17 protein-coding genes, 1 tRNA gene and 1 pseudogene are annotated in these 18,722 nt (G+C 69.5%); 9 read left to right on the forward strand and 10 right to left on the reverse strand.

Features of this window, described 5'->3' with window-relative positions; all coding sequences use genetic code 11:
• The first annotated feature begins 63 nt into the window (after positions 1-63).
• The 3 genes from J2X46_RS23025 (at position 64) to J2X46_RS23035 (ending at position 2,087) form a co-directional block, all read left to right on the forward strand.
• Entirely contained in the window at positions 64-972 is a 909-nt protein-coding gene (locus J2X46_RS23025) for a metallophosphoesterase (RefSeq protein ID WP_310254739.1), read from the forward strand.
• Between the two features lie 22 nt (positions 973-994).
• A complete protein-coding gene (locus J2X46_RS23030; protein WP_310254741.1) occupies positions 995-1,675 on the forward strand; it encodes a histidine phosphatase family protein in 681 nt (226 codons plus the stop codon).
• Between the two features lie 208 nt (positions 1,676-1,883).
• Positions 1,884-2,087: an RNA polymerase subunit sigma-70 gene (locus J2X46_RS23035; protein WP_310254743.1), complete on the forward strand. Its 204-nt coding sequence runs from the start codon at positions 1,884-1,886 to the stop codon at positions 2,085-2,087.
• Here the strand turns inward: J2X46_RS23035 and J2X46_RS23040 are convergent.
• Genes J2X46_RS23040 through J2X46_RS23050 form a run of 3 tightly spaced genes read right to left on the reverse strand, consistent with a single transcriptional unit; the run spans position 2,084 to position 5,615 of the window.
• On the reverse strand, positions 2,084-3,424 hold the full coding sequence (locus J2X46_RS23040) for an MFS transporter (protein WP_310254745.1): 1,341 nt from the start codon (positions 3,422-3,424) through the stop codon (positions 2,084-2,086). The two genes, J2X46_RS23035 and J2X46_RS23040, sit on opposite strands and share 4 nt — an antisense overlap.
• Positions 3,421-4,374 carry a carbohydrate kinase gene (locus J2X46_RS23045; protein WP_310254747.1) on the reverse strand — a complete coding sequence of 318 codons (954 nt, stop codon included), beginning with the start codon at positions 4,372-4,374 and terminating at the stop codon, positions 3,421-3,423. The genes J2X46_RS23040 and J2X46_RS23045 overlap by 4 nt, the downstream gene beginning before the upstream one ends.
• 8 nt (positions 4,375-4,382) lie before the next feature.
• Positions 4,383-5,615, reverse strand: coding sequence for an AGE family epimerase/isomerase (locus J2X46_RS23050; RefSeq protein WP_310254749.1), 1,233 nt, complete (start codon positions 5,613-5,615; stop codon positions 4,383-4,385).
• 288 nt (positions 5,616-5,903) lie between these two features.
• Here J2X46_RS23050 and rplQ point away from each other — a divergent pair.
• The 3 genes and pseudogenes from rplQ to J2X46_RS23065 form a co-directional block, all read left to right on the forward strand.
• Positions 5,904-6,273: pseudogene (rplQ, locus tag J2X46_RS23055) on the forward strand (50S ribosomal protein L17); the annotation flags it as partial.
• 655 nt (positions 6,274-6,928) lie between these two features.
• Positions 6,929-7,621, forward strand: coding sequence for a hypothetical protein (locus tag J2X46_RS23060; protein ID WP_310254751.1), 693 nt, complete (start codon positions 6,929-6,931; stop codon positions 7,619-7,621).
• Positions 7,622-7,640: 19 nt separating this feature from the next.
• Complete coding sequence (locus J2X46_RS23065) at positions 7,641-8,039, forward strand: hypothetical protein (RefSeq protein WP_310254753.1); 399 nt, start codon at positions 7,641-7,643, stop codon at positions 8,037-8,039.
• 300 nt (positions 8,040-8,339) lie between these two features.
• Here J2X46_RS23065 and J2X46_RS23070 read toward each other — a convergent pair.
• Positions 8,340-8,421, reverse strand: a tRNA-Tyr gene (locus tag J2X46_RS23070).
• Positions 8,422-8,515: 94 nt separating this feature from the next.
• On the opposite strand from J2X46_RS23070, the gene J2X46_RS23075 reads away from it, so the two are divergent.
• Positions 8,516-9,007: a YajQ family cyclic di-GMP-binding protein gene (locus J2X46_RS23075; protein WP_310254755.1), complete on the forward strand. Its 492-nt coding sequence runs from the start codon at positions 8,516-8,518 to the stop codon at positions 9,005-9,007.
• On the opposite strand, the gene J2X46_RS23080 is transcribed toward J2X46_RS23075, so the two are convergent.
• From J2X46_RS23080 to J2X46_RS23105, 6 genes are all read right to left on the reverse strand, one after another.
• Complete coding sequence (locus J2X46_RS23080) at positions 9,004-9,648, reverse strand: B12-binding domain-containing protein (RefSeq protein ID WP_310254757.1); 645 nt, start codon at positions 9,646-9,648, stop codon at positions 9,004-9,006. The genes J2X46_RS23075 and J2X46_RS23080 overlap by 4 nt on opposite strands.
• A 65-nt stretch (positions 9,649-9,713) precedes the next feature.
• Positions 9,714-10,691, reverse strand: coding sequence for a sulfate ABC transporter ATP-binding protein (locus J2X46_RS23085; protein WP_310254758.1), 978 nt, complete (start codon positions 10,689-10,691; stop codon positions 9,714-9,716).
• Positions 10,688-11,545: a sulfate ABC transporter permease subunit gene (locus tag J2X46_RS23090; RefSeq protein WP_310254759.1), complete on the reverse strand. Its 858-nt coding sequence runs from the start codon at positions 11,543-11,545 to the stop codon at positions 10,688-10,690. Before J2X46_RS23090 ends, J2X46_RS23085 begins: the two co-directional genes overlap by 4 nt.
• On the reverse strand, positions 11,538-12,383 hold the full coding sequence (gene cysT / locus J2X46_RS23095; protein WP_310254760.1) for a sulfate ABC transporter permease subunit CysT: 846 nt from the start codon (positions 12,381-12,383) through the stop codon (positions 11,538-11,540). The genes J2X46_RS23090 and cysT overlap by 8 nt, the downstream gene beginning before the upstream one ends.
• Before the next feature lie 2 nt (positions 12,384-12,385).
• Positions 12,386-13,429: an extracellular solute-binding protein gene (locus tag J2X46_RS23100; RefSeq protein WP_310254761.1), complete on the reverse strand. Its 1,044-nt coding sequence runs from the start codon at positions 13,427-13,429 to the stop codon at positions 12,386-12,388.
• Positions 13,430-13,627: 198 nt separating this feature from the next.
• Positions 13,628-15,136 (reverse strand): glycosyl hydrolase family 18 protein, encoded by a 1,509-nt coding sequence (locus J2X46_RS23105; protein WP_310254763.1) that lies wholly within the window; start codon positions 15,134-15,136, stop codon positions 13,628-13,630.
• A 334-nt stretch (positions 15,137-15,470) separates the two neighbouring features.
• Here J2X46_RS23105 and J2X46_RS23110 point away from each other — a divergent pair, with 334 nt between their 5' ends.
• Together J2X46_RS23110 and J2X46_RS23115 are read left to right on the forward strand one after the other, a co-directional pair.
• Positions 15,471-17,396: a 2-oxoacid:acceptor oxidoreductase subunit alpha gene (locus tag J2X46_RS23110; protein WP_310254765.1), complete on the forward strand. Its 1,926-nt coding sequence runs from the start codon at positions 15,471-15,473 to the stop codon at positions 17,394-17,396.
• Between the two features lie 14 nt (positions 17,397-17,410).
• On the forward strand, positions 17,411-18,514 hold the full coding sequence (locus tag J2X46_RS23115; protein ID WP_397215826.1) for a 2-oxoacid:ferredoxin oxidoreductase subunit beta: 1,104 nt from the start codon (positions 17,411-17,413) through the stop codon (positions 18,512-18,514).
• The last annotated feature ends 208 nt before the right edge of the window (positions 18,515-18,722 follow it).

The following is an 18,722-nucleotide window of genomic DNA, read 5'->3' on the forward strand; positions in this document are numbered from 1 at the left end:
ACGTCCGGGTGAACGCCCGGCCAACCCCTGCTGCGCCTTCGCAGCGACCCCTAGGCTGTCGGCGTGAAACAGCTCGGCCAGTACGCCGCCCCGCGGCACGCCATCGCCCACCTCTCCGACCCGCACCTGATCGGCGGCGGCGGGCTGCACTACGGCGTGATCGACAACGTCGCCAACCTGCGCGCCGCCCTCGCCCGCCTGGCCGAGGTGCGCCCGGCGCCGCAGGCGCTGGTCTTCACCGGCGACCTCGCCGACCAGGCCGAGCCCGACGCCTACGCGACGCTCCGCTCGATCGTCGAGCCGGCGGCCGCCGCGATGGGCGCGGTCGTGGTCTGGACGATGGGCAACCACGACGAGCGCAGCCCCTACGCCCGCGGGCTCTTCGACACCGACGACGACGGCTTCCAGGACCGTGTGTACGACGTCGACGGCCTGCGCATCGTCGCCCTCGACACCAGCGTCCCGGGCTACCACCACGGCGAGCTGCGGCCCGAGCAGCTGGCCTGGCTGCGCGACGTGCTCGCGACGCCGGCCGAGCACGGCACGCTCCTCGCGATGCACCACCCGCCGCTCCCGCTGCCGATGCTGCGCGCGGCCGAGCTCATCGAGCTGCACGACCAGCAGTCGCTGGCCGACGTGATCACCGGCACCGACGTGCGCGGGATCCTGGCCGGCCACCTCCACCTGTCGACGTGGTCGACCTTCGCCGGCGTACCCGTGTCGGTGGCCTCGGCCAGCTGCTACACCAGCGACCCCGCGCCCGTGGACCGCTTCATCTCCGGCGTCGACGCCGGCCAGGCCTTCACCATGGTCCACGCCTACGACGACCGGCTGGTCCACACCCTCGTCCCGCTCGAGCGCGGCACCGAGGTCAGCCAGGTCGGCTCCGACATCGCCGCGGCCCTCGAGGACATCCCGCTGGAGCAGGCGTTCGAGCTGGCCTCGTCGAAGACCTCCGAGTTCAACAACTAGTCCACCCACGAGGACTCACTCCATGCGACTCCTGCTGATGCGCCACGGCCAGACGCACGCCAACGTCTCCGGCGAGCTCGACACCGCGCACCCCGGCCTCGACCTGACCGACCTGGGGCGGGCCCAGGCCACGGCCGCCGCCCGCGCCCTCGCCGACGAGCGGATCGACGCGATCTACGTCTCCAGCCGGGTGCGGACCCACCAGACCGCACAGCCCACCGCTGACGACCGCGACCTCACTCCGGTCCAGCTCGACGGGCTCGAGGAGATCCAGGCCGGCGACTTCGAGATGCGCAACGACCACGACGCGGTCGCCGGCTACATCGGCAGCGTGGCGGCCTGGATCGAGGGCGACCTCTCCCACCGGATGCCGGGCGCGGAGACCGGCGAGGAGTTCCTCGAGCGCTACGACCGCGCGGTCCTCGAGATCCTCGCGGCCGGCCACGAGACGGCGATGATCGTCAGCCACGGCGCGGCGCTGCGCACCTGGACCTCCACCCGGATGACCCCGCACCCCGACGCCCCGCCCGCGACCACTCCCCTGCACAACACCGCGCTGATCGTGCTCGACGGCGACTTCGACGCCGGCTGGGAGATGGTGTCCTGGCAGGGCCACCCGGTCGGTGGCGAGCTGCTCGAGGACCCGACCGCCGAGGACCCCACCGGCGACCTCGACTCCGACGGGGACGGCGAGATCGGTTGACCCGCCTCCCGATGGATTTCCACGCACTCGGGTGGAAGTTCATCCGGGCCTGAGCGTGGCGGCTGCGATCCGGACCTGAAGTTCCACGCGCTCGGGTGGAAGTTCATCCGGGGCTGAGCGTGGCGGCTGCGATCCGGACCTGAAGTTCCACGCGCTCGGGTGGAAGTTCATCGGGCCTTGCTTGGCTCGTCAGCATATGCTGACAGCCATGAGGACCTCAGTGGGCACCGCCGACGGTGACGACGTCTTCCACGAGCTGGCGGCCGTGCGCGAGGCCAAGCGTGACCTGACGCGGCGCGAGGAGGTCGCCGTACGACGTGCGCGGCACGCCGGCCTGAGCTGGGCCGAGATCGGCACGCTGCTCGGCGTCACCCGGCAGACGATGCACCGGAAGTACCGGAAGGTCGGCTAGACGCCTTCGGTGCCGATGCCCGGGTGGACGAAGGGCCGCCCGGCCTTCATCTGGTCGACCGAGCCCGGGTGGACGCGGGCGAGGTGGGCGAGCCCGCGACGGCGGTAGCGCAGGATCTGCACGATCCCGAAGGTCCAGAAGAGGTACTGCACCGACAGCGCGAGCTTGAAGTCGCCGAGCGTGTAGGAGTCCATGCCACCCGGCGACGACAGGTCGAGCACGACGCCGATCAGCCCCATCGTCAGCAGCGAGGCGGTGAAGCCGCCGACGTTGACCAGGCCGTTGGCCCGCCCGATGGCGTGCGGCGGCGTGAAGGAGCGCGCGAGGTCGAAGGCCACCATCGCCGCCGGACCGCCGCTGGCCGTCGCGAAGGCCATCACGACCACGAGCCACGCCGGCGCCGATCCCGGCCACAGCAGCACCGCGGTCCACGGCACCACCATCGCGATCACGACGCCGATGACGATGAAGGAGCGGTAGTAGGGCAGCCGAGCCACCAGCCGCGCCAGCGCCAGGCCGCTGAAGACGGTCCACGCGGTCATCGCCATCAGCAGGCTGCTCGCGGCCCCGGAGCTCCAGCCGAGCCCCTGCACCAGGAACGGGTAGCCCCACAGCAGCGCGAACACCGTCGCTGAGAACTGCGAGGTGAAGTGGGACCACATCCCCAGCCGGGTGCCGGGGTTTCCCCACACGGTGCGCACGGATTGCGCGAGCGCGCTCAACTTGATGGCGACGACGTCGTCGCGGCGGTAGGGCGAGTCCTTCACCAGAGCAGCGACCGCGACGAGGAGCACCACGCCGACGCTCGAGGTGATCGCGAAGGTGCGGGTCCAGCCGAGCTCGTGGAGGAGGTACGACAACGGGGCCGCCGCGGCGATCGCCCCGAGCTGCCCGGACAGCCCGGTGACCTGGGTGACCATCGGCGCCTGCCGGACCAGGAACCACACGGTGACGAGCCGGATCACGCTGACGAAGATCATCGCGTCGCCCGCACCCACCACGGCCCGCGCCAGCACTGCACCGACGAACGACCCGGAGAAGGCGAAGCCCAGCTGACCGGCGGTCATCAGGACGAGGCCGCCCAGCAGCATGGTGCGCGAGCCGTAGCGGTCGAGCAGCACGCCGACCGGCACCTGCATGCCGGCGTACACGACGAGCTGCAGGACGGTGAACGTCGCCAGGCTGGTCGCGCTGATGTGGAACCGGTCGGCGGCGATGATGCCTGCGACGCCGAGCGAGCTGCGGTGGAAGACCGCCAGGATGTAGACCGCGAGCGCGACGAACCAGATCACCCAGGCCCGTCTCCTACCGATGTCGTGGATCTGCTCGGCGGTCACTCCTCGCCCGCTTCGGGGGCACCCAGCGCGGCGCTGAGCTCGGCCCGCGACGGCGGGTCGGCACCCGGTCGGGAGACGTTGATCGCGGCGCCGATGGCCGCGGTGGTGACGACGTCGAGCACGTCGCGGTCGGTGAGCGCGCGCAGCGCGGCCGAGCCGCCGGCGCCCGCGACGCCGTGGCCGAGGAGCGAGTCGACGAGCACGCCGCTGAAGGTGTCGCCGGCGCCGACGGTGTCGGCGACCGTGACCGGGACGCCCGGCACCTCGAGCCTCGTCCCGTCGTGGCGTACGGCGACCGCGCCCTCGCCGCCGCGGGTCACCACGACGAGCGCGGGACCGAGCGTCGACCAGCGCGTCGCGGTGTCGACGGGGTCGACGCCCGGGTGCAACCAGTGGAGGTCCTCGTCGCTGACCTTCACGACGTCGGCGAGTGCGACGAGCTCCTCGACGCGGGCCACCGGGCCCGTGCGGTCGGGGGTGATGGCAGGTCGCGCGTTCGGGTCGAGGGAGACGACGGCCTTCTCCCGGTGGGCGCGGACCGCGTCGAGGACCGCGTCGGCACCGGGGTCGAGCACCGTGGCGATCGAGCCGACGTGGAGCACGTCGCACTCCTCGTCGGGCACGGCGCGCAGCTCCCAGTCGAGGTCGAAGACGTAGCTCGCGGCGCCCGCCGCGTCGAGGGTGACGGCGGCGGTCGAGGTCCGGCCGCTGCCGGTCGGCTGGTCGAGCACGGTGACGTTGCTGGCGGCCAGCCACTGGCGGATCGCGTCGCCGCGCGCGTCGGCGCCGAGCAGCGTGACGAGGCGGACGTCGCGGTCGAGCCGGCCGAGGGTGATCGCGACGTTGGCGGGGCTGCCGCCGGGGTAGTCGCGGGGCGCGCCGTCGGGGTCGGGGACGACGTCGATGAGGGCCTCGCCGACGACGAGGACACGTGGTGCTGCGTCCGTCATGGCCCCCATCATGCCGGTGGTCGGTCCCGCTCCGACAGGGCCAGTGCGGACGCGAGACTGGGGGCCAGCGGAAGGCGTGGCAGGAGGGTCGCTTGGACCGCGTGGTAGAGGTCGGGCTTGCCCGGCCAGACCGAGGCCGCGGGCCGATTGGCGGGGTCGAGCTCGTGGCGCCACGAGCCCCGATCGACGTCGCGCACGTGCTGGTCGACGTACGCCCACCAGGCGGCGTACTGCTCCGCAAACACCCCCTCACCCGTACGACGATGCAGCGCGCCAGCAGCGGCGATGCCCTCCGCCACGACCCAGTGGAAGCGGTCGCGCACGACCGGCGTCCCCGACCAGTCGGTGGTGTAGACGAAGCCGGGAGCGCCGTCGGCGTGCCAGCCGTCCGCGACCGCGCGGTCGAAGAGCGTCCGGGAGGCCGGGAGCAGGCCGGCCGGCGCCGCGTCGCCCAAGGTCGCCTCGACGTGGAGCAGCAGCCGCGACCACTCGAGCCCGTGCCCGGGCGTGGCGCCGAACGGCTTGAACGGGTCGTCCGGGCGGTCGCGGTTGAGGTCGAGGTCGACCGCCCAGTCGGGGCCGAAGTGCTCGGGCAGCCGGCCGTCGTGGGCGCCGGCCAGGTCCACGGCGAAGGCCGCGACCCGGGCCGCCCGGTCGTGCCAGACCTGGTCGCCCGTCACGTCGCCGACGGCGAGCATCGCCTCGAGGGAGTGCATCGTGGAGTTGAGGCCGCGGTAGGGCGCGGGCTCGGTCCAGGCCCGGTCCCACTCGTCGTACACCCGGCCGGTCGCGTCGTCCCAGAAGCGAGCGGCGAACGCGTCGGTCGCCTCGTCGAGCAGGTCGCGCGCACCCGGCAGCCCGGCGACCACCGCGGTCGAGGCGGCCAGCATCACGAAGGCGTGGTCGTAGCAGGACTTGGCCGTGCCCTCGACGGGCGCGACGTCAGCGTCGACCGCGTGGAACCAGCCGCCGCTCTCCTCGTCGCGCAGTGTCGTCCGGAGCCCGTCGAGCGCTGCAGTGGCGATGGCTCCGGCCCCCTCGACGCCGAGCAGCGTGCCGAGCCCGAAGACGTGGACGGTGCGGCTGGTGATCCACGTGTAGACCGGCCGCGACAGGTCGGGGGCGCCGTCGCCGTCGAGCCAGGCGGCCCCGCCGGCCGGGTGCGCGACCCGGCGGCCGAAGGCGAGGAGGCGGCGGCACTCGACGTCGAGCCAGTCGTCGGTCGGGGCTGGGTTCGTCACGACGGCAGTCAAGCAGCCCTTTCGTCGTTCCTGGGGTGGGGTCAAGTCGACTTACCACTTCTGCGGATCAGAAGCGCAGTAGTGAATGCCATACAGCCATGCCCGTGCCACTGACGCATCGACTGGCAGATCGCGACTAAGTGCCGGGGTTGAGGTCCTAGCCGCGATCGTGTCGGCCTCCCCGTATTGGTTGATTCTCACGTATAAGTCGCGACGCGCTTCGCACCTTGCCGTACATTTACTGACTCGCCACTAGTCGGCCTTGCGTGCGGTTCCGGAGGTAGCAGATTGCCCACCCCGAAGAAGGGTCCCCGCCTAGGCGGCAGCCCCGCCCATCAGCGATTGATGCTCTCGAACCTGGCTACCGCCCTGTTCGAGCACGGTCGGATCACCACCACGGAGACCCGCGCACGCCTGTTGCGTCCTGTGGCGGAGAAGTTGATCACGAAGGCCAAGCGTGGCGACCTGCACAACCGCCGCGAGGTCTTGAAGACCATTCGTGACAAGTCGGTCGTGCACACCCTGTTCACAGAGATCGCACCGACCTTCGCGGAGCGTCCTGGCGGCTACACCCGCATAACTAAGATCGGCCCCCGCAAGGGCGACAACGCGCCCATGGCGGTCATTGAACTGGTGACCGAGGCCTATAGCCCCAAGATGCCGAGGAAACAGAAGAATGCTTCGCGCGGCGCGCCGCCCGCATCAAGTCGGGCGGTCGGGCTACAAAGAGACCACGAGGTTGGCGCGGAGGACCAAGTGGTTGAGCAATCGCGTGAATACAGAGTCCAAGACACCCACGGCTATCTCAAGCATCTTCGCAATGACGAGTACGTGCATGCTGAGCATCAAAGCACCGGCGCCCTCAGTGTCATGTGGTCATGCGAGGACGACCTCCTCTCATTTCTGAAGTCGGCGACCCTGGCCGCTCCAGAGTTCTTCGCGCCCAGAGCTGATGCCCTGTGGTGGACTTTGGACGAGTCCGGCCACAGGCGCCCTCCTGACGGAGCCACAGATGATTGGGACACCTACCGACCAGTTCAGGAACTGTTGGCAGACGATGTAGGGCTAGCCGAAGTCGCCTTCTGCACCATTGCGGCAGGAAGTTCGTCCCTGATCTGGCAACGTCCGTTCCGCAAGGCAACTTGGAGTCGGATTGCACACGCTCAGGCCGCGCTGGTGTCGGTCGAAGGTAAGCGAGACGAGGTGGCTCCGACGCGCTTGCTCCGGCTGATGAGTTCGACAGGGACCGACCACATTCGGACGGTCGCCGATTCTTCGCCAGATCTTCTTGAGCCTGCGTTTGCAATCGTGGGATGATCCACCTGTCAAACCTGACTCCCGCGAAAGCATCCGCTGCAGTACTGTGCGCTCTTGTGCTCGGATGGAACACGATGCGGAACATCCCAAACGCTCCCGGCCTGACAGTTAGGACGCGTGGGCGTGATGGCCTGCGCTTTAACACCATCAAGCGCGGCCGGGACGCGATCCACGAGGTGCGGGCAGACGTACCACCTGGGATGCCTGAGCAGTTGTTCCTTACGCTCACCGCATGGATAGACCCGACTGATGCTGCGCCGCCAGACACCGACGACGACGCAATCGATGTCGAGCCGGACGAGGCGCTCGCGGACTTCCGGAACGCGGTCAATGACGGACTGGTCGAGGATTCGATCGGCGATGGTGCGGAGTTGCGAATCGACGAAATCGCGGTCCCGTCGGAGCCCGACTACGAGGCCGATACCGTGTCACGTGTCGGCGTAGACGGTTTGCGATACGTCAGGTTGCCGCTGCCAAAGCAATGGGATGTTGGAAGTATGCGACTGGGCGCCAACTCAGTGAATCCGCGTACACCACGTGAGATTCTCTTCCACCGAAACCATGACACCTGCGATCCGGGCAGACAACACGTAATACGGCTCACCGCGGAGATTGCTCCGGCGTACCCCGATTCCCCGCCCGCGCGCAGAACTCTTGAGTTTGCGGTGGCGTGCAAAGGAAGCCGATGACTATGGCCAGCGAGACCTAATGGCGACCGGACCGCTAGTTGTCGGCCTTGGCGTCACCCTCGTCTCTGCAATCGTTGGCATGTTTATGGTCAGGCAGTTAGAGCTGAACGGGATGGGCTCTGAGTTCACCGACGTTCAACTCAACCAGATCCGCCTCCGCTTCCAGCGCGACCTAGACGCCGTTCAGGCAGCAGCGGGCTCTATAGCCTTCTGCATCGCCTCAACGTTGAAGTCGAATGGCGAGCTCGCACTAGAGGCCGACGTAGCGGTTGTTATCGCTGCCGTTACACCGCTCGCAAGTACTCTCATCCTGCTCCACATGCCTGTGAGGTGGTATGACGCCCTCACGATCGGCCCCTTCACGCCCTTTACATCGCTGCTAGCTGGCGCCTACGTGGTGGCACTCGTTTGCTCGTAGCTCCGATGCGAGCCCATGGCGCAGACGGCCCCTGGCCATCGTCATTCAGCCAGGCGGACCCGGCAGCCCGATGCGCTATCCACCGGCCGAGGGGCGCAGGGCGCGGGCATCGCAGAGCACTACGTACGAGATCGGCGCACGCGTGCTACGTAGGCTCTCACCCCTGTGGCTCTTCAAGCGGCTCGAGACGCCCGAACGTCGGCGGCGAGTCCGTCGACCCGGGGCAACCCCCGCCCCGCAACGCACGAGACCCCCGCACACGGTGCGGGGGTCTCGCGACTGGATCGGGAATCCGTCCAGTGGCAGGTAGAGGATTCGAACCTCTGTAGGCAATGCCGGCTGATTTACAGTCAGCTCCCTTTGGCCGCTCGGGCAACCTGCCGGGCCGTGCGGAACAATAGCAAGGCACGGACTTCACCACGAATCGCCGGGGCACCCTCGGGACGCCCCGCAACGCCCCACCAAGGAGGCACACAATGGCCGACTCGAGCTTCGACATCGTGAGCAAGCTGGACCGCCAGGAGGTCGACAACGCCCTGAGCCAGGCGGCCCGCGAGATCGCCACCCGCTTCGACTTCAAGGGCACCGGCGCGAGCATCGAGTGGAAGGGCGAGAAGGCCATCGAGATCACCGCCTCCGCCGACGACCGCGCGAGCGCGGTGCTCAGCGTCTTCCAGGACAAGCTGATCAAGCGCAACCAGAGCCTGAAGATCCTCGACGCCTCCGACCCGCGCCAGTCCGGACAGGTCTCCAAGATCGACATCGCGCTCAAGGAGGGCATCACCTCCGAGGACGCCAAGAAGATCTCCAAGCTGATCCGCGACGAGGGCCCCAAGGGCGTCAAGGCGCAGGTCCAGGGCGAGGAGCTGCGGGTGTCGTCGAAGAAGCGCGACGACCTCCAGGCCGTGCAGCAGCTGGTGAAGGCGCAGGACTACGACTTCGCGGTGCAGTTCACCAACTACCGCTAGCGCGCGAGCACCGTCCGCAGGAAGCTCACCGCGGCGACCGGGTCATGGGGCAGGTGGTGGGCGTTGAGCTGCTCGGCCACGCCCTGCGTCGCCCCGCGCCCGGCCACGAAGACCGGGTGCTCGACGGCCAGCCGGCTGATCGCGGCCGCGTGGGCGGTGAGCGCGGTGTCGCGGGTGGCTGCGATCACGACGGCGTCCGCGCGGGCCGTGCGCGCTGCCGCCACGATGGCCGGCATCGGGGTGTCGGCGCCGAGGAAGCGCGTCCGGGCACCGTTCTCGCCCAGCAGCAGCGAGAAGCAGAGCAGCACCAGGTCGTGCCGCTCCCCCGGCGGGCACGCCAGCAGGACGACCGGGCCGTCCGCCGTCTCGGCGGCCTGGCGCGGCCGGCCCGTGTAGGCCCACAGCCAGCGTCGCAGCAGGTTGCTGATGAAGTGCTCGTGGGCGACCGACAGCTGCCCCTCCTCCCACCGGTCACCCAGCTCGGCGAGGAACGGCAGGACGACCTGCATGATCGCCTCGCTGAGGTCGCGCTCCCAGAGCAGGCCGGCCAGCGTGTCGTCCGCGACCTCGCCGTCGAAGGTCTCCACGGCGGCCCACAGCCGGTCGGTGGAGGCGCGGGAGGCCTCGGACGCACTGATCACACCAGAAACGCTAGTGGCTGCCGCCAACGGCGGCAGCCACTTCGCAGGTCTGGTCCGGACCGGCGTCAGCCGGCCACCTGCATGGACGGTACGACGGCCGAGCCGGGCGCCGCGGTGACCCAGACCGTGTCACCCTCCTGAAGTCCGAGGCTGCGCGCCTCGGCCCGAGACAGCACCACGTGCACGTCGTCGCCCGTCACGGTGAGGACGTTGAGCCGCACCTCGAAGCCGACCTTGAGCAGCCGCGAGATGACGCCCTCCGTCGACCCGGCCAGGACCGGCGTGGTCGACACGTCGACGTCGTGGGGCCGCAGCGCGACCCCACCGATGTGGGTCACGTCGCCGAGGAACGACATCACGAAGTCGTTGGCCGGGGTCTCGTAGAGCTCGTCGGGCGTGCCGACCTGCTCGACCCGGCCCTCGTTGATGACCACGATCTCGTCGGCGACCTCCATGGCCTCCTCCTGGTCGTGGGTCACGAACACCGTGGTGACCGGGACCTCGTCGTGGAGGCGACGCAGCCAGTCGCGCAGCTCCTTGCGGACCTTCGCGTCGAGGGCGCCGAACGGCTCGTCGAGCAGCAGCACGCTGGGCTCCACCGCGAGCGCGCGGGCGAGCGCCATGCGCTGGCGCTGGCCGCCGGAGAGCTGCGAGGGCATCCGGTGGGAGAACTGCGAGAGGTGGACCAGCTTGAGCAGCTCGTCGACGCGTGCGGCGATCTCGTCCTTGGGTCGCTTGCGGATCTCCAGGCCGAAGGCGACGTTCTTGGCCACCGTCATGTGCTTGAAGACGGCGTAGTGCTGGAACACGAAGCCGACGTTGCGCTTCTGCGGCGGCAGGTGGGTCGCCTCGGTGCCCTCGATCGACACGGTGCCGGAGTCGGCGGAGTCCAGGCCGGCGATGATGCGCAGCAGGGTGGACTTGCCCCCGCCCGACGGGCCGAGCAGGGCCGTCAGCTGGCCCGAGGGCAGCGACACGGTCACGTCGTCGAGAGCGACGAAGTCACCGAACCGCTTGTTCAGGTTGCGGACCTCGATACTCACTTCTTCTCCTTGATGAGTTCGGGCTGCGACCCCTCGGTGGGGCGCAGCAGGGCGACGACGACCAGGCAGAGGACCGACGCCACGACGAGGAGGAGCGACACCGAGTAGGCCACGTCCTCGTGGAAGTTCTGGTACTCGCGCTGCACCAGGAGGGTGGCGGTCTCCATGTTGCCGATGCTGCGGCCGGCGACGATCTTGACCGCGCCGAACTCGCCCAGCGAGCGCGCCAGGCTCAGCACCACGCCGTACACGATCGCCCACTTGATGCCGGGCAGGGTGATCCGCCAGAAGGTCTGGGCGCCGCTGGCGCCGAGGCTGCGGGCAGCCTGCTCCTGCTCGTCGCCGAGCTCCTCGAGGACGGGGACGACCTCGCGGACGATCAGCGGCAGGACGACGAAGCACGTGGCCATGACGATGCCGGGGGTGGCGAACACGACGTCGATGCCGCGGTCGTGCAGCCCCTCGCCGAGCCAGCCGTAGCGCGGGTTGTAGACCAGCACCAGCGCGAGACCGACCACGACGGGCGACACCGACAGCGGCAGGTCGATCAGCGCCGACAGGAGCCGCTTGCCGGGGAAGTCGTAGCGCACGAGCAGCAGCGACATCCCGACGCCGAAGACCAGGTTGATCGCGACGGCGATCACCGAGACCCGCAGCGTGAGCCACAGCGCGTGGGTGACGTCGGGGTCGCCCAGTGCGCTCCGCATGCCGTCGAGGCCGTCGCGGAAGGTGTTCTGCGCGATCAGGCCGGTGGGCCAGGCGATCAGCAGGAAGAGGTATGCCACGACGACGATGCGCAGCACCCACGTGGTGACCGGGGAGCGGTTTCCCACCGCGGTGCTCGCGCTAGCCACGGCGGGCCAGCCTTCGCTGGGTCACGTCGAGCACGATGATCGCCAGCAGCGCGACCAGCAGCATGATCGTGGCGAGTGCCGCGGCGGCGGGGCGGTTGCCGCCCTCGAGCAGCGACGCCATCCGGTACGACGTCACCTCGGTGCGGTTGGGCAGGTTGCCCGACAGCAGCACGAGCGAGCCGTACTCACTGATGCCGCGCGCGAAGGACAGCGCCGCGCCGGCGAAGATCGCGGGGACGAGCGTGGGCAGCACGACGCGGCGCAGGATGGTGAAGCGGGTCGCGCCGAGCGACGCGGCGGCGTCCTCGACGTCGGTCTCCATCTCCTCCAGCACCGGCTGGACCGTGCGCACGATGAAGGGCAGCGTCACGAAGGCGATCGCGAGGAACACGGCCTTGCGGGTGTTCTCGAACTCGACGCCGATCGGGCCCTGGCTGCCGTAGAGCGCCAGGAGCACGAGGCCGGCCACGATCGTCGGCATCGCGAAGGGGATGTCGATGACGAGGTCCAGGACGCGCTTGCCCCAGAACTTGTCGCGCACCAGCACCCACGCGATGACGGTGCCCATCACCATGTTGATGAGGGTGGTCAGCACGGCGACGCCGACGGTGAGCTGCAGGGCGTTGACGGTCTGACTGTTGGTCAGGGCCGACGTGTAGGTGCCCCACCCGCCGCCGGAGGCCTCGACCACGACGGCCGAGAGCGGGATGAGGACGAGCAGGCTGAACCAGAGCAGGCCGACCCCCAGGCCGAGGCTGGCGCTCGCGTTCAGTGCGCGCGGCCGTGCCGACCGGCGCTTGCGCGCCGGTCGGCCGGTCGTGAGAGTCGCGGTGGACAAGGTCAGCTACCGACCCCGGACTCGGACTGGATCTCGGTGATGATGCCGAGGGGGTTGTCCTCCTCGCCGTCGCCGAAGAACGTGTCGTTGGCCTCACCCCAGCCGCCGAAGTCACCGTCGATGGTGAGCTCGGTGGCCGGCTCGGGGAATGCGTTCGCAGGGTCGAGGGCGCCCTCGACCTCGACCGAGCCCACGTCGACCAGCGGGCGGAAGCCGAAGCCGGCGTAGAGCTTCTGGCCCTCCTCCGAGCGCTGGAAGTCGAGGAAGTCGTTCGCCTGGTCGGGCGCGTCGACGGTCACGGCGCAGGGGTTCTCGATCAGCAGGGTGGTGTCGGGCACGACGTAGTCGAAGTCCTCACCGTTCTGGCGGGCCAGGATGGCCTCGTTCTCGTAGGACAGCAGCACGTCGCCCTGGCCCTGCGTGAAGGCGGTGGTGGCGTCGCGGCCCGAGTCGGGCAGCGCCGAGACGTGCTCGAAGAAGTCCTTCATGTACGCCGCGGCGTCGTCCTCGCTGCCACCGTCGGAGATGACGGAGCCGTAGGCGGCCAGCAGGTTCCACTTGGCGGAGCCCGACGAGGCGGGGTTGGGGGTGACGATCGTGGTGTCGTCCTTGACGAGGTCGTCCCAGCTGTCGATCTTCTTGGGGTTGCCCTTCGGCACCACCATGACCACGACGGACTGCGTGCAGATGCCCGAGGTGTCGCCGTCCTTCCAGTCGTCGGCCACGATGCCGGCGTCGACGAGGCGGGTCATGTCCGGCTCGAGGGAGAAGTGGACGAGGTCGGCGTCCTGGCCGTCTACCACGCCGCGGCTCATGTCACCGGAGGCGCCGTAGGCCGGGCCGTCGAAGGTGACGTCCTTGCCGGCGTCGGTCTTCTCGAAGGCCGCGAAGGCGGCGTCGTTCGGGGTCTCCATGACGGAGAAGCCCACGACGGCGAGGTTCGTGCCGCCGTCGCCGTCTCCGGAATCCGCGTCAGCGGAGCAGGAGGAGAGAGCCAACGCTCCGAGCAGTGCGGCCGCTACGGCGGCCTGTGAACGGATCTGCATGGGGGGTACTCGACTTTCTGGATCGGTGAGCAATGTCGAGAAACATACATGACTTTATGGACGTGAAGCACATTGTCTCGCGTGTCGCGCGCCACACCTCTCGGGACGGGGTCCGGGCACGGCAACAGGCCGGGAGCCAGGTGCGCTCCCGGCCCGTGCCGGACCGCCTTCCCGAGAGGCGGCAGAGGGGGTGTGCTGCTACTTCAGACCGTTGTTGACCGCGGTGATCAGCTCACCGTTGGTCGTGTCGCCGGACAGCTCCCAGAAGAAGGCGCCGGCCAGGCCCTGCTGCTTGGCGTAGGCCATCTTGGTCCCGATGGTCTGCGGGGTGTCGTAGCTCCACCACTGGTCCCCGCACTTGGCGTACGCCGTCCCGCCTACCGTGCCCGTCGCCGGGCAGCGGGTCTTGAGCACCTTGTAGTCCTCGATGCCCTGCTCGTAGGTGCCGGGTGCCGGGCCCGTGGCCGAGCCGCCGGGCGCCGACTGGCTGACACCGGACCAGCCGCGGCCGTAGAAGCCGATGCCGAGGAGCAGCTTGGACGACGGGATGCCGAGCGACCTGAGCTTGGCGATCGCGGTGCTCGAGTCGAAGCCCTGCGTCGGGATGCCGGCGTACGACGTCAGCGGGGAGTGCGGTGCGGTCGGCCCCTGGGCCGCGAAGGCGCCGAAGTAGTCGTACGTCATGGGCATGTACCAGTTGACGTACTGCGCGGCATCGCCGTAGCCGCCCTTCTCGATCTTGCCGCCACTGGTGCCGTCGGCGGTGATCGCCGCAGTGACCAGGTCGTTGCCGAAGGCGGTGCGCAGCGCCTGCATCAGCCGCGGGAAGGCCTGGGTGCCGCTGGCGTCGCAGGACAGGCCACAGGCGTTGGGGTACTCCCAGTCGATGTCGATGCCGTCGAAGACGTCGGCCCAGCGCGGGTCCTCGACCAGCGCGCGGCACGACTGGGCGAAGGCCGTCGGGTTCTGCGCGGCCTGGGTGAAGCCGCCGGACCAGGTCCAGCCGCCGAAGGACCAGATGATCTTGAGGTGGGGGTACTTCGCCTTGAGCTTGCGGAGCTGGTTGAAGTTGCCGCGCAGGCTCTGGTCCCACGTGTCGGCGACGCCGTCGACGCTCTGCGCCGCGGTGTAGGCCTTCTCGTAGTCGGCGTAGGAGTCACCGATGGTGCAGCGACCGTTCTGGACGTTGCCGAAGGCGTAGAGGATGTGGGTCAGCTTGGCGGCCGAGCCGTTGGTGTCGAGGTCCTTGGCGTGGAAGTTGCGGGCGTACGTCGCCCAGTTGGTGAAGTAGCCGATGACCTTCTTGCCACTCGGGTCCGGCGGGGTCGTGGTCGGCGGGGGCGTGGTGGGCGGCGTGGTCGTGGGCGGGGTCGTCGGACCTCCGTCGCACGCACCGAGGTCGACCCAGACACCCCACTCGCCGGTGGTGCCGGGCACCTCGCCCTGCGTCCACCACTTCGCACGGTAGGTGTGGCCCTGGTAGGTCACCTGGTTGCCGTTGGTGTAGATCGCACCGCTGCTCCAAGTCGGCGCCGTGCACGCGGCGGCCGCGGCGGCCGAGCCGGTGCTGCCGCCGACGAAGGCGACCGGCACCAGCGCGGCCGTGGCGACCACCGCGACGACCGCGCCGGCGACCCGTCGCAGCTGGCCCGGCCTCTCGACGGCCCTGCCCTTCAGCTTGCCCTTCAGCTTCCCCTTCAACTTCATTCGATCCTCCCGAGTGGATGCGGGCGCAGGCGCGCCCTCGCGAGGAACGCTAGGGAGCGTGTGACGCGCGCCACAAGGGGTTGGTTAGATCTCTTAACTAATTACCTCGGGGTAATACGTACGGTCTCCTAACAAAAGGGCAGGTCACCCCGCCAGTGCGCCCTCCCCGGCGGTACGACGTACGCGTGGCCCCGCGTCTTGCATGCTGGGACGACTTCAGGGCCGAGCCCCGGGCGAGGATCCGCATGACGCACGTCACAGGCCCCGCCGGGCCGCCGTCCCACAGGGCAGGAACGCGTGGTCCGAGCGTGTCCGGCGGCTATCGTTGCCGCTTGTGGTAGCACCCGAGAAACAGGTCAAGCAGCTCGACCGCGTCATCATCCGGTTCGCGGGCGACTCCGGCGACGGCATGCAGCTCACCGGGGACCGGTTCACCGCGGAGACGGCCGTGTTCGGCAACGACCTGGTGACCCTGCCCAACTTCCCGGCCGAGATCCGCGCGCCCCAGGGCACGCTGCCGGGCGTCTCGTCGTTCCAGGTGCACTTCGCCGACCACGACATCCTCACCGCCGGTGACGCGCCCGACGTGCTGGTCGCGATGAACCCCGCCGCCCTCCGCGCCAACCTCGGCGACCTGACCAGCGGCGCCTCGATCATCGTCGACACCCACGACTTCACCGCGCGCAACCTCACCAAGGCCGGCTACCAGGCCAACCCGCTCGACGACGAGAGCCTCAACGACTTCGTCGTGCACACCGTCGACCTGACCGGCATGACGATCGAGGCGGTCAAGGAGTTCGGCCTCTCGCGCAAGGACGCCTCGCGCGCCAAGAACATGTTCGCGCTCGGCCTGCTGTCGTGGATGTACGGCCGCCCGACCGACCCCACGGTCGACTTCGTGTCGAAGCGCTTCGCGAAGGTGCCCGACATCCGTGACGCGAACATCGCCGCCTTCAAGGCGGGCTGGTACTTCGGCGAGACCACCGAGGCCTTCGCGGTCCGCTACGAGATCAAGCCGGCCACGATGCCCCCGGGCACCTACCGCAACATCACCGGCAACCTCGCGCTCGCCTACGGCCTGATCGCCGGCGGCGTGCAGTCGGGCCTGCCGGTCTTCCTGGGCTCCTACCCGATCACCCCGGCCTCCGACATCCTCCACGAGCTCTCGAAGCACAAGGGCTTCGGCGTGACGACGTTCCAGGCCGAGGACGAGATCGCGGGCGTCGGCGCCGCGATCGGCGCGGCCTTCGCCGGCCAGCTCGGCGTCACCACCACCTCGGGCCCCGGCGTCTCGCTCAAGTCCGAGGCGATCGGCCTGGCGATCATGACCGAGCTGCCGCTCGTCGTGGTCGACGTGCAGCGCGGCGGTCCCTCGACCGGCCTGCCCACCAAGACCGAGCAGGCCGACCTGCTGCAGGCGATGTTCGGCCGCAACGGCGAGGCGCCGCTGCCGATCGTGGCGCCCCAGTCGCCGGGCGACTGCTTCGACGCGGCCGTGGAGGCCGTGCGCATCGCGATCACCTACCGCACCCCGGTCATGCTGCTCTCCGACGGCTACCTCGCCAACGGCTCCGAGCCGTGGCGGATCCCGGCGCTCGACGAGCTGCCGGCGATCGACCCGGCCTTCGCCACGGAGAAGAACCAGGGCGAGGGCGACGAGGCCGAGTTCTGGCCCTACCTCCGCGACGAGGCAACGCTCGCCCGTCCGTGGGCCATTCCCGGCACGCCCGGCCTCGAGCACCGCCTCGGCGGCCTCGAGAAGGGCGACGGGCACGGCAACATCTCCTACGACCCGGCCAACCACGACTTCATGGTCCGCACCCGCCAGGCCAAGGTCGACCGCGTTGCCGACTCCCTGCCCCCGCTCCAGGTCGACGACCCCAGCGGCGAGGCGAAGGTGCTCGTCCTCGGCTGGGGGTCGACCTACGGCCCCATCGGCGCCGGCGTACGCCGCGTGCGCAAGGCCGGCTACAACGTCGCGCAGGCACACCTGCGGCACCTCAACCCGTTCCCCAAGGACCTGGGCGAGGTGCTCAAGAGGTACGACAAGGTGCTGGTGCCGGAGATGAACCTCGGCCAGCTCTCCCTGCTGCTCCGCGCCGAATACCTCGTCGACGTCGTCGGCTACAACGAGGTCCGCGGGCTCCCGCTCAAGGCCACCCAGCTGGCCCACGTGATCGCCGACCTCGTCGGCCAGGCCGAGGACCTCACGGTCGAGCTCGGCATCTGGGGCCTGCCGTCCCAGAAGGAGGAAGTGTGATGACCACCCAGCCCCTGACCGAACTGGGCATCCCGACGTTCCGCTCCGGCACGGAGCTCGTCCCCACCACCGAGGAGCCGCAGAGCGGCAAGGACTTCACGTCCGACCAGGAGGTGCGCTGGTGCCCCGGGTGCGGCGACTACGCCGTGCTCAAGGCCGTGCAGTCCTTCCTGCCCGACCTCGGCCTGCGCCGCGAGAACATCGTCTTCATCTCCGGCATCGGCTGCTCGTCGCGGTTCCCCTACTACCTCGACACCTACGGCATGCACTCGATCCACGGCCGGGCGCCGTCGATCGCGACCGGCATCGCCACGGCCCGCGAGGACCTCTCGGTGTGGGTCGTCACCGGTGACGGCGACGCGCTGTCGATCGGCGGCAACCACCTGATCCACGCGCTGCGCCGCAACGTGAACATGACGATCCTGCTGTTCAACAACCGGATCTACGGCCTCACCAAGGGTCAGTACTCCCCCACCTCGGAGACCGGCAAGGTCACCAAGTCCACGCCGATGGGCTCGCTCGACCACCCCTTCAACCCGGTGTCGCTGGCGCTCGGCGCCGAGGGCACCTTCGTGGCCCGCACGATCGACTCCGACCGCAAGCACCTCACCTCGGTGCTCGCCGCGGCCGCCGCCCACCGCGGCACGTCGCTGGTGGAGATCTACCAGAACTGCCCGATCTTCAACGACGGCGCCTTCGACGCGATCAAGTCACCCGAGACCAAGGCCGACGCGATCATCCCGCTGGTGCACGGTGAGCCGATCACCTTCGGCGCCCAGCTCGAGGACGGCCGCGGCGCCAAGGCGCTGGTGCGCGACGAGTCGACCGGCGGCGTGAAGGTCGTGGCGACCGCCGACGTCGACGCGGCCGACATCGTCGTGCACGACGCGCACAGCCCCGACCCGACGATGGCCTTCGCGATCTCGCGGCTCACCGACTCCGGCTACCTCAACACCTCGCCGATCGGCATCTTCCGGCAGGTCGAGCGCTCGACGTACGACGACGCGGCGCGCGAGCAGGTCGCGGTGGCCACCAACGGCTCGGGAAGCAGCACCGCCGACCGTGCCGCGCGGTTGGCGGCACTGATCGGCGGCGGCGACACCTGGACGATCGCCTGACCTCTGGTCGGCGATCGCCCAGGCGCTGGGCTCGAGGGGCTCAGACGGTATGACGTGACCGCCTCGGGGTGAGGGGGTTGCGGGCCGGGGCCTCTCACATGCATGTACGTGGGTTGTCGGGCAGGAGTGGCCTGCTCGACCTATCCACAGGCATAGGAGGCCCCGGTGATTTCTGAGCGTACGAGTGTCGGGCTCGATGTGCACGCAC

Source organism: Nocardioides sp. BE266 (assembly GCF_031457855.1).
Lineage (GTDB): Bacteria > Actinomycetota > Actinomycetes > Propionibacteriales > Nocardioidaceae > Nocardioides.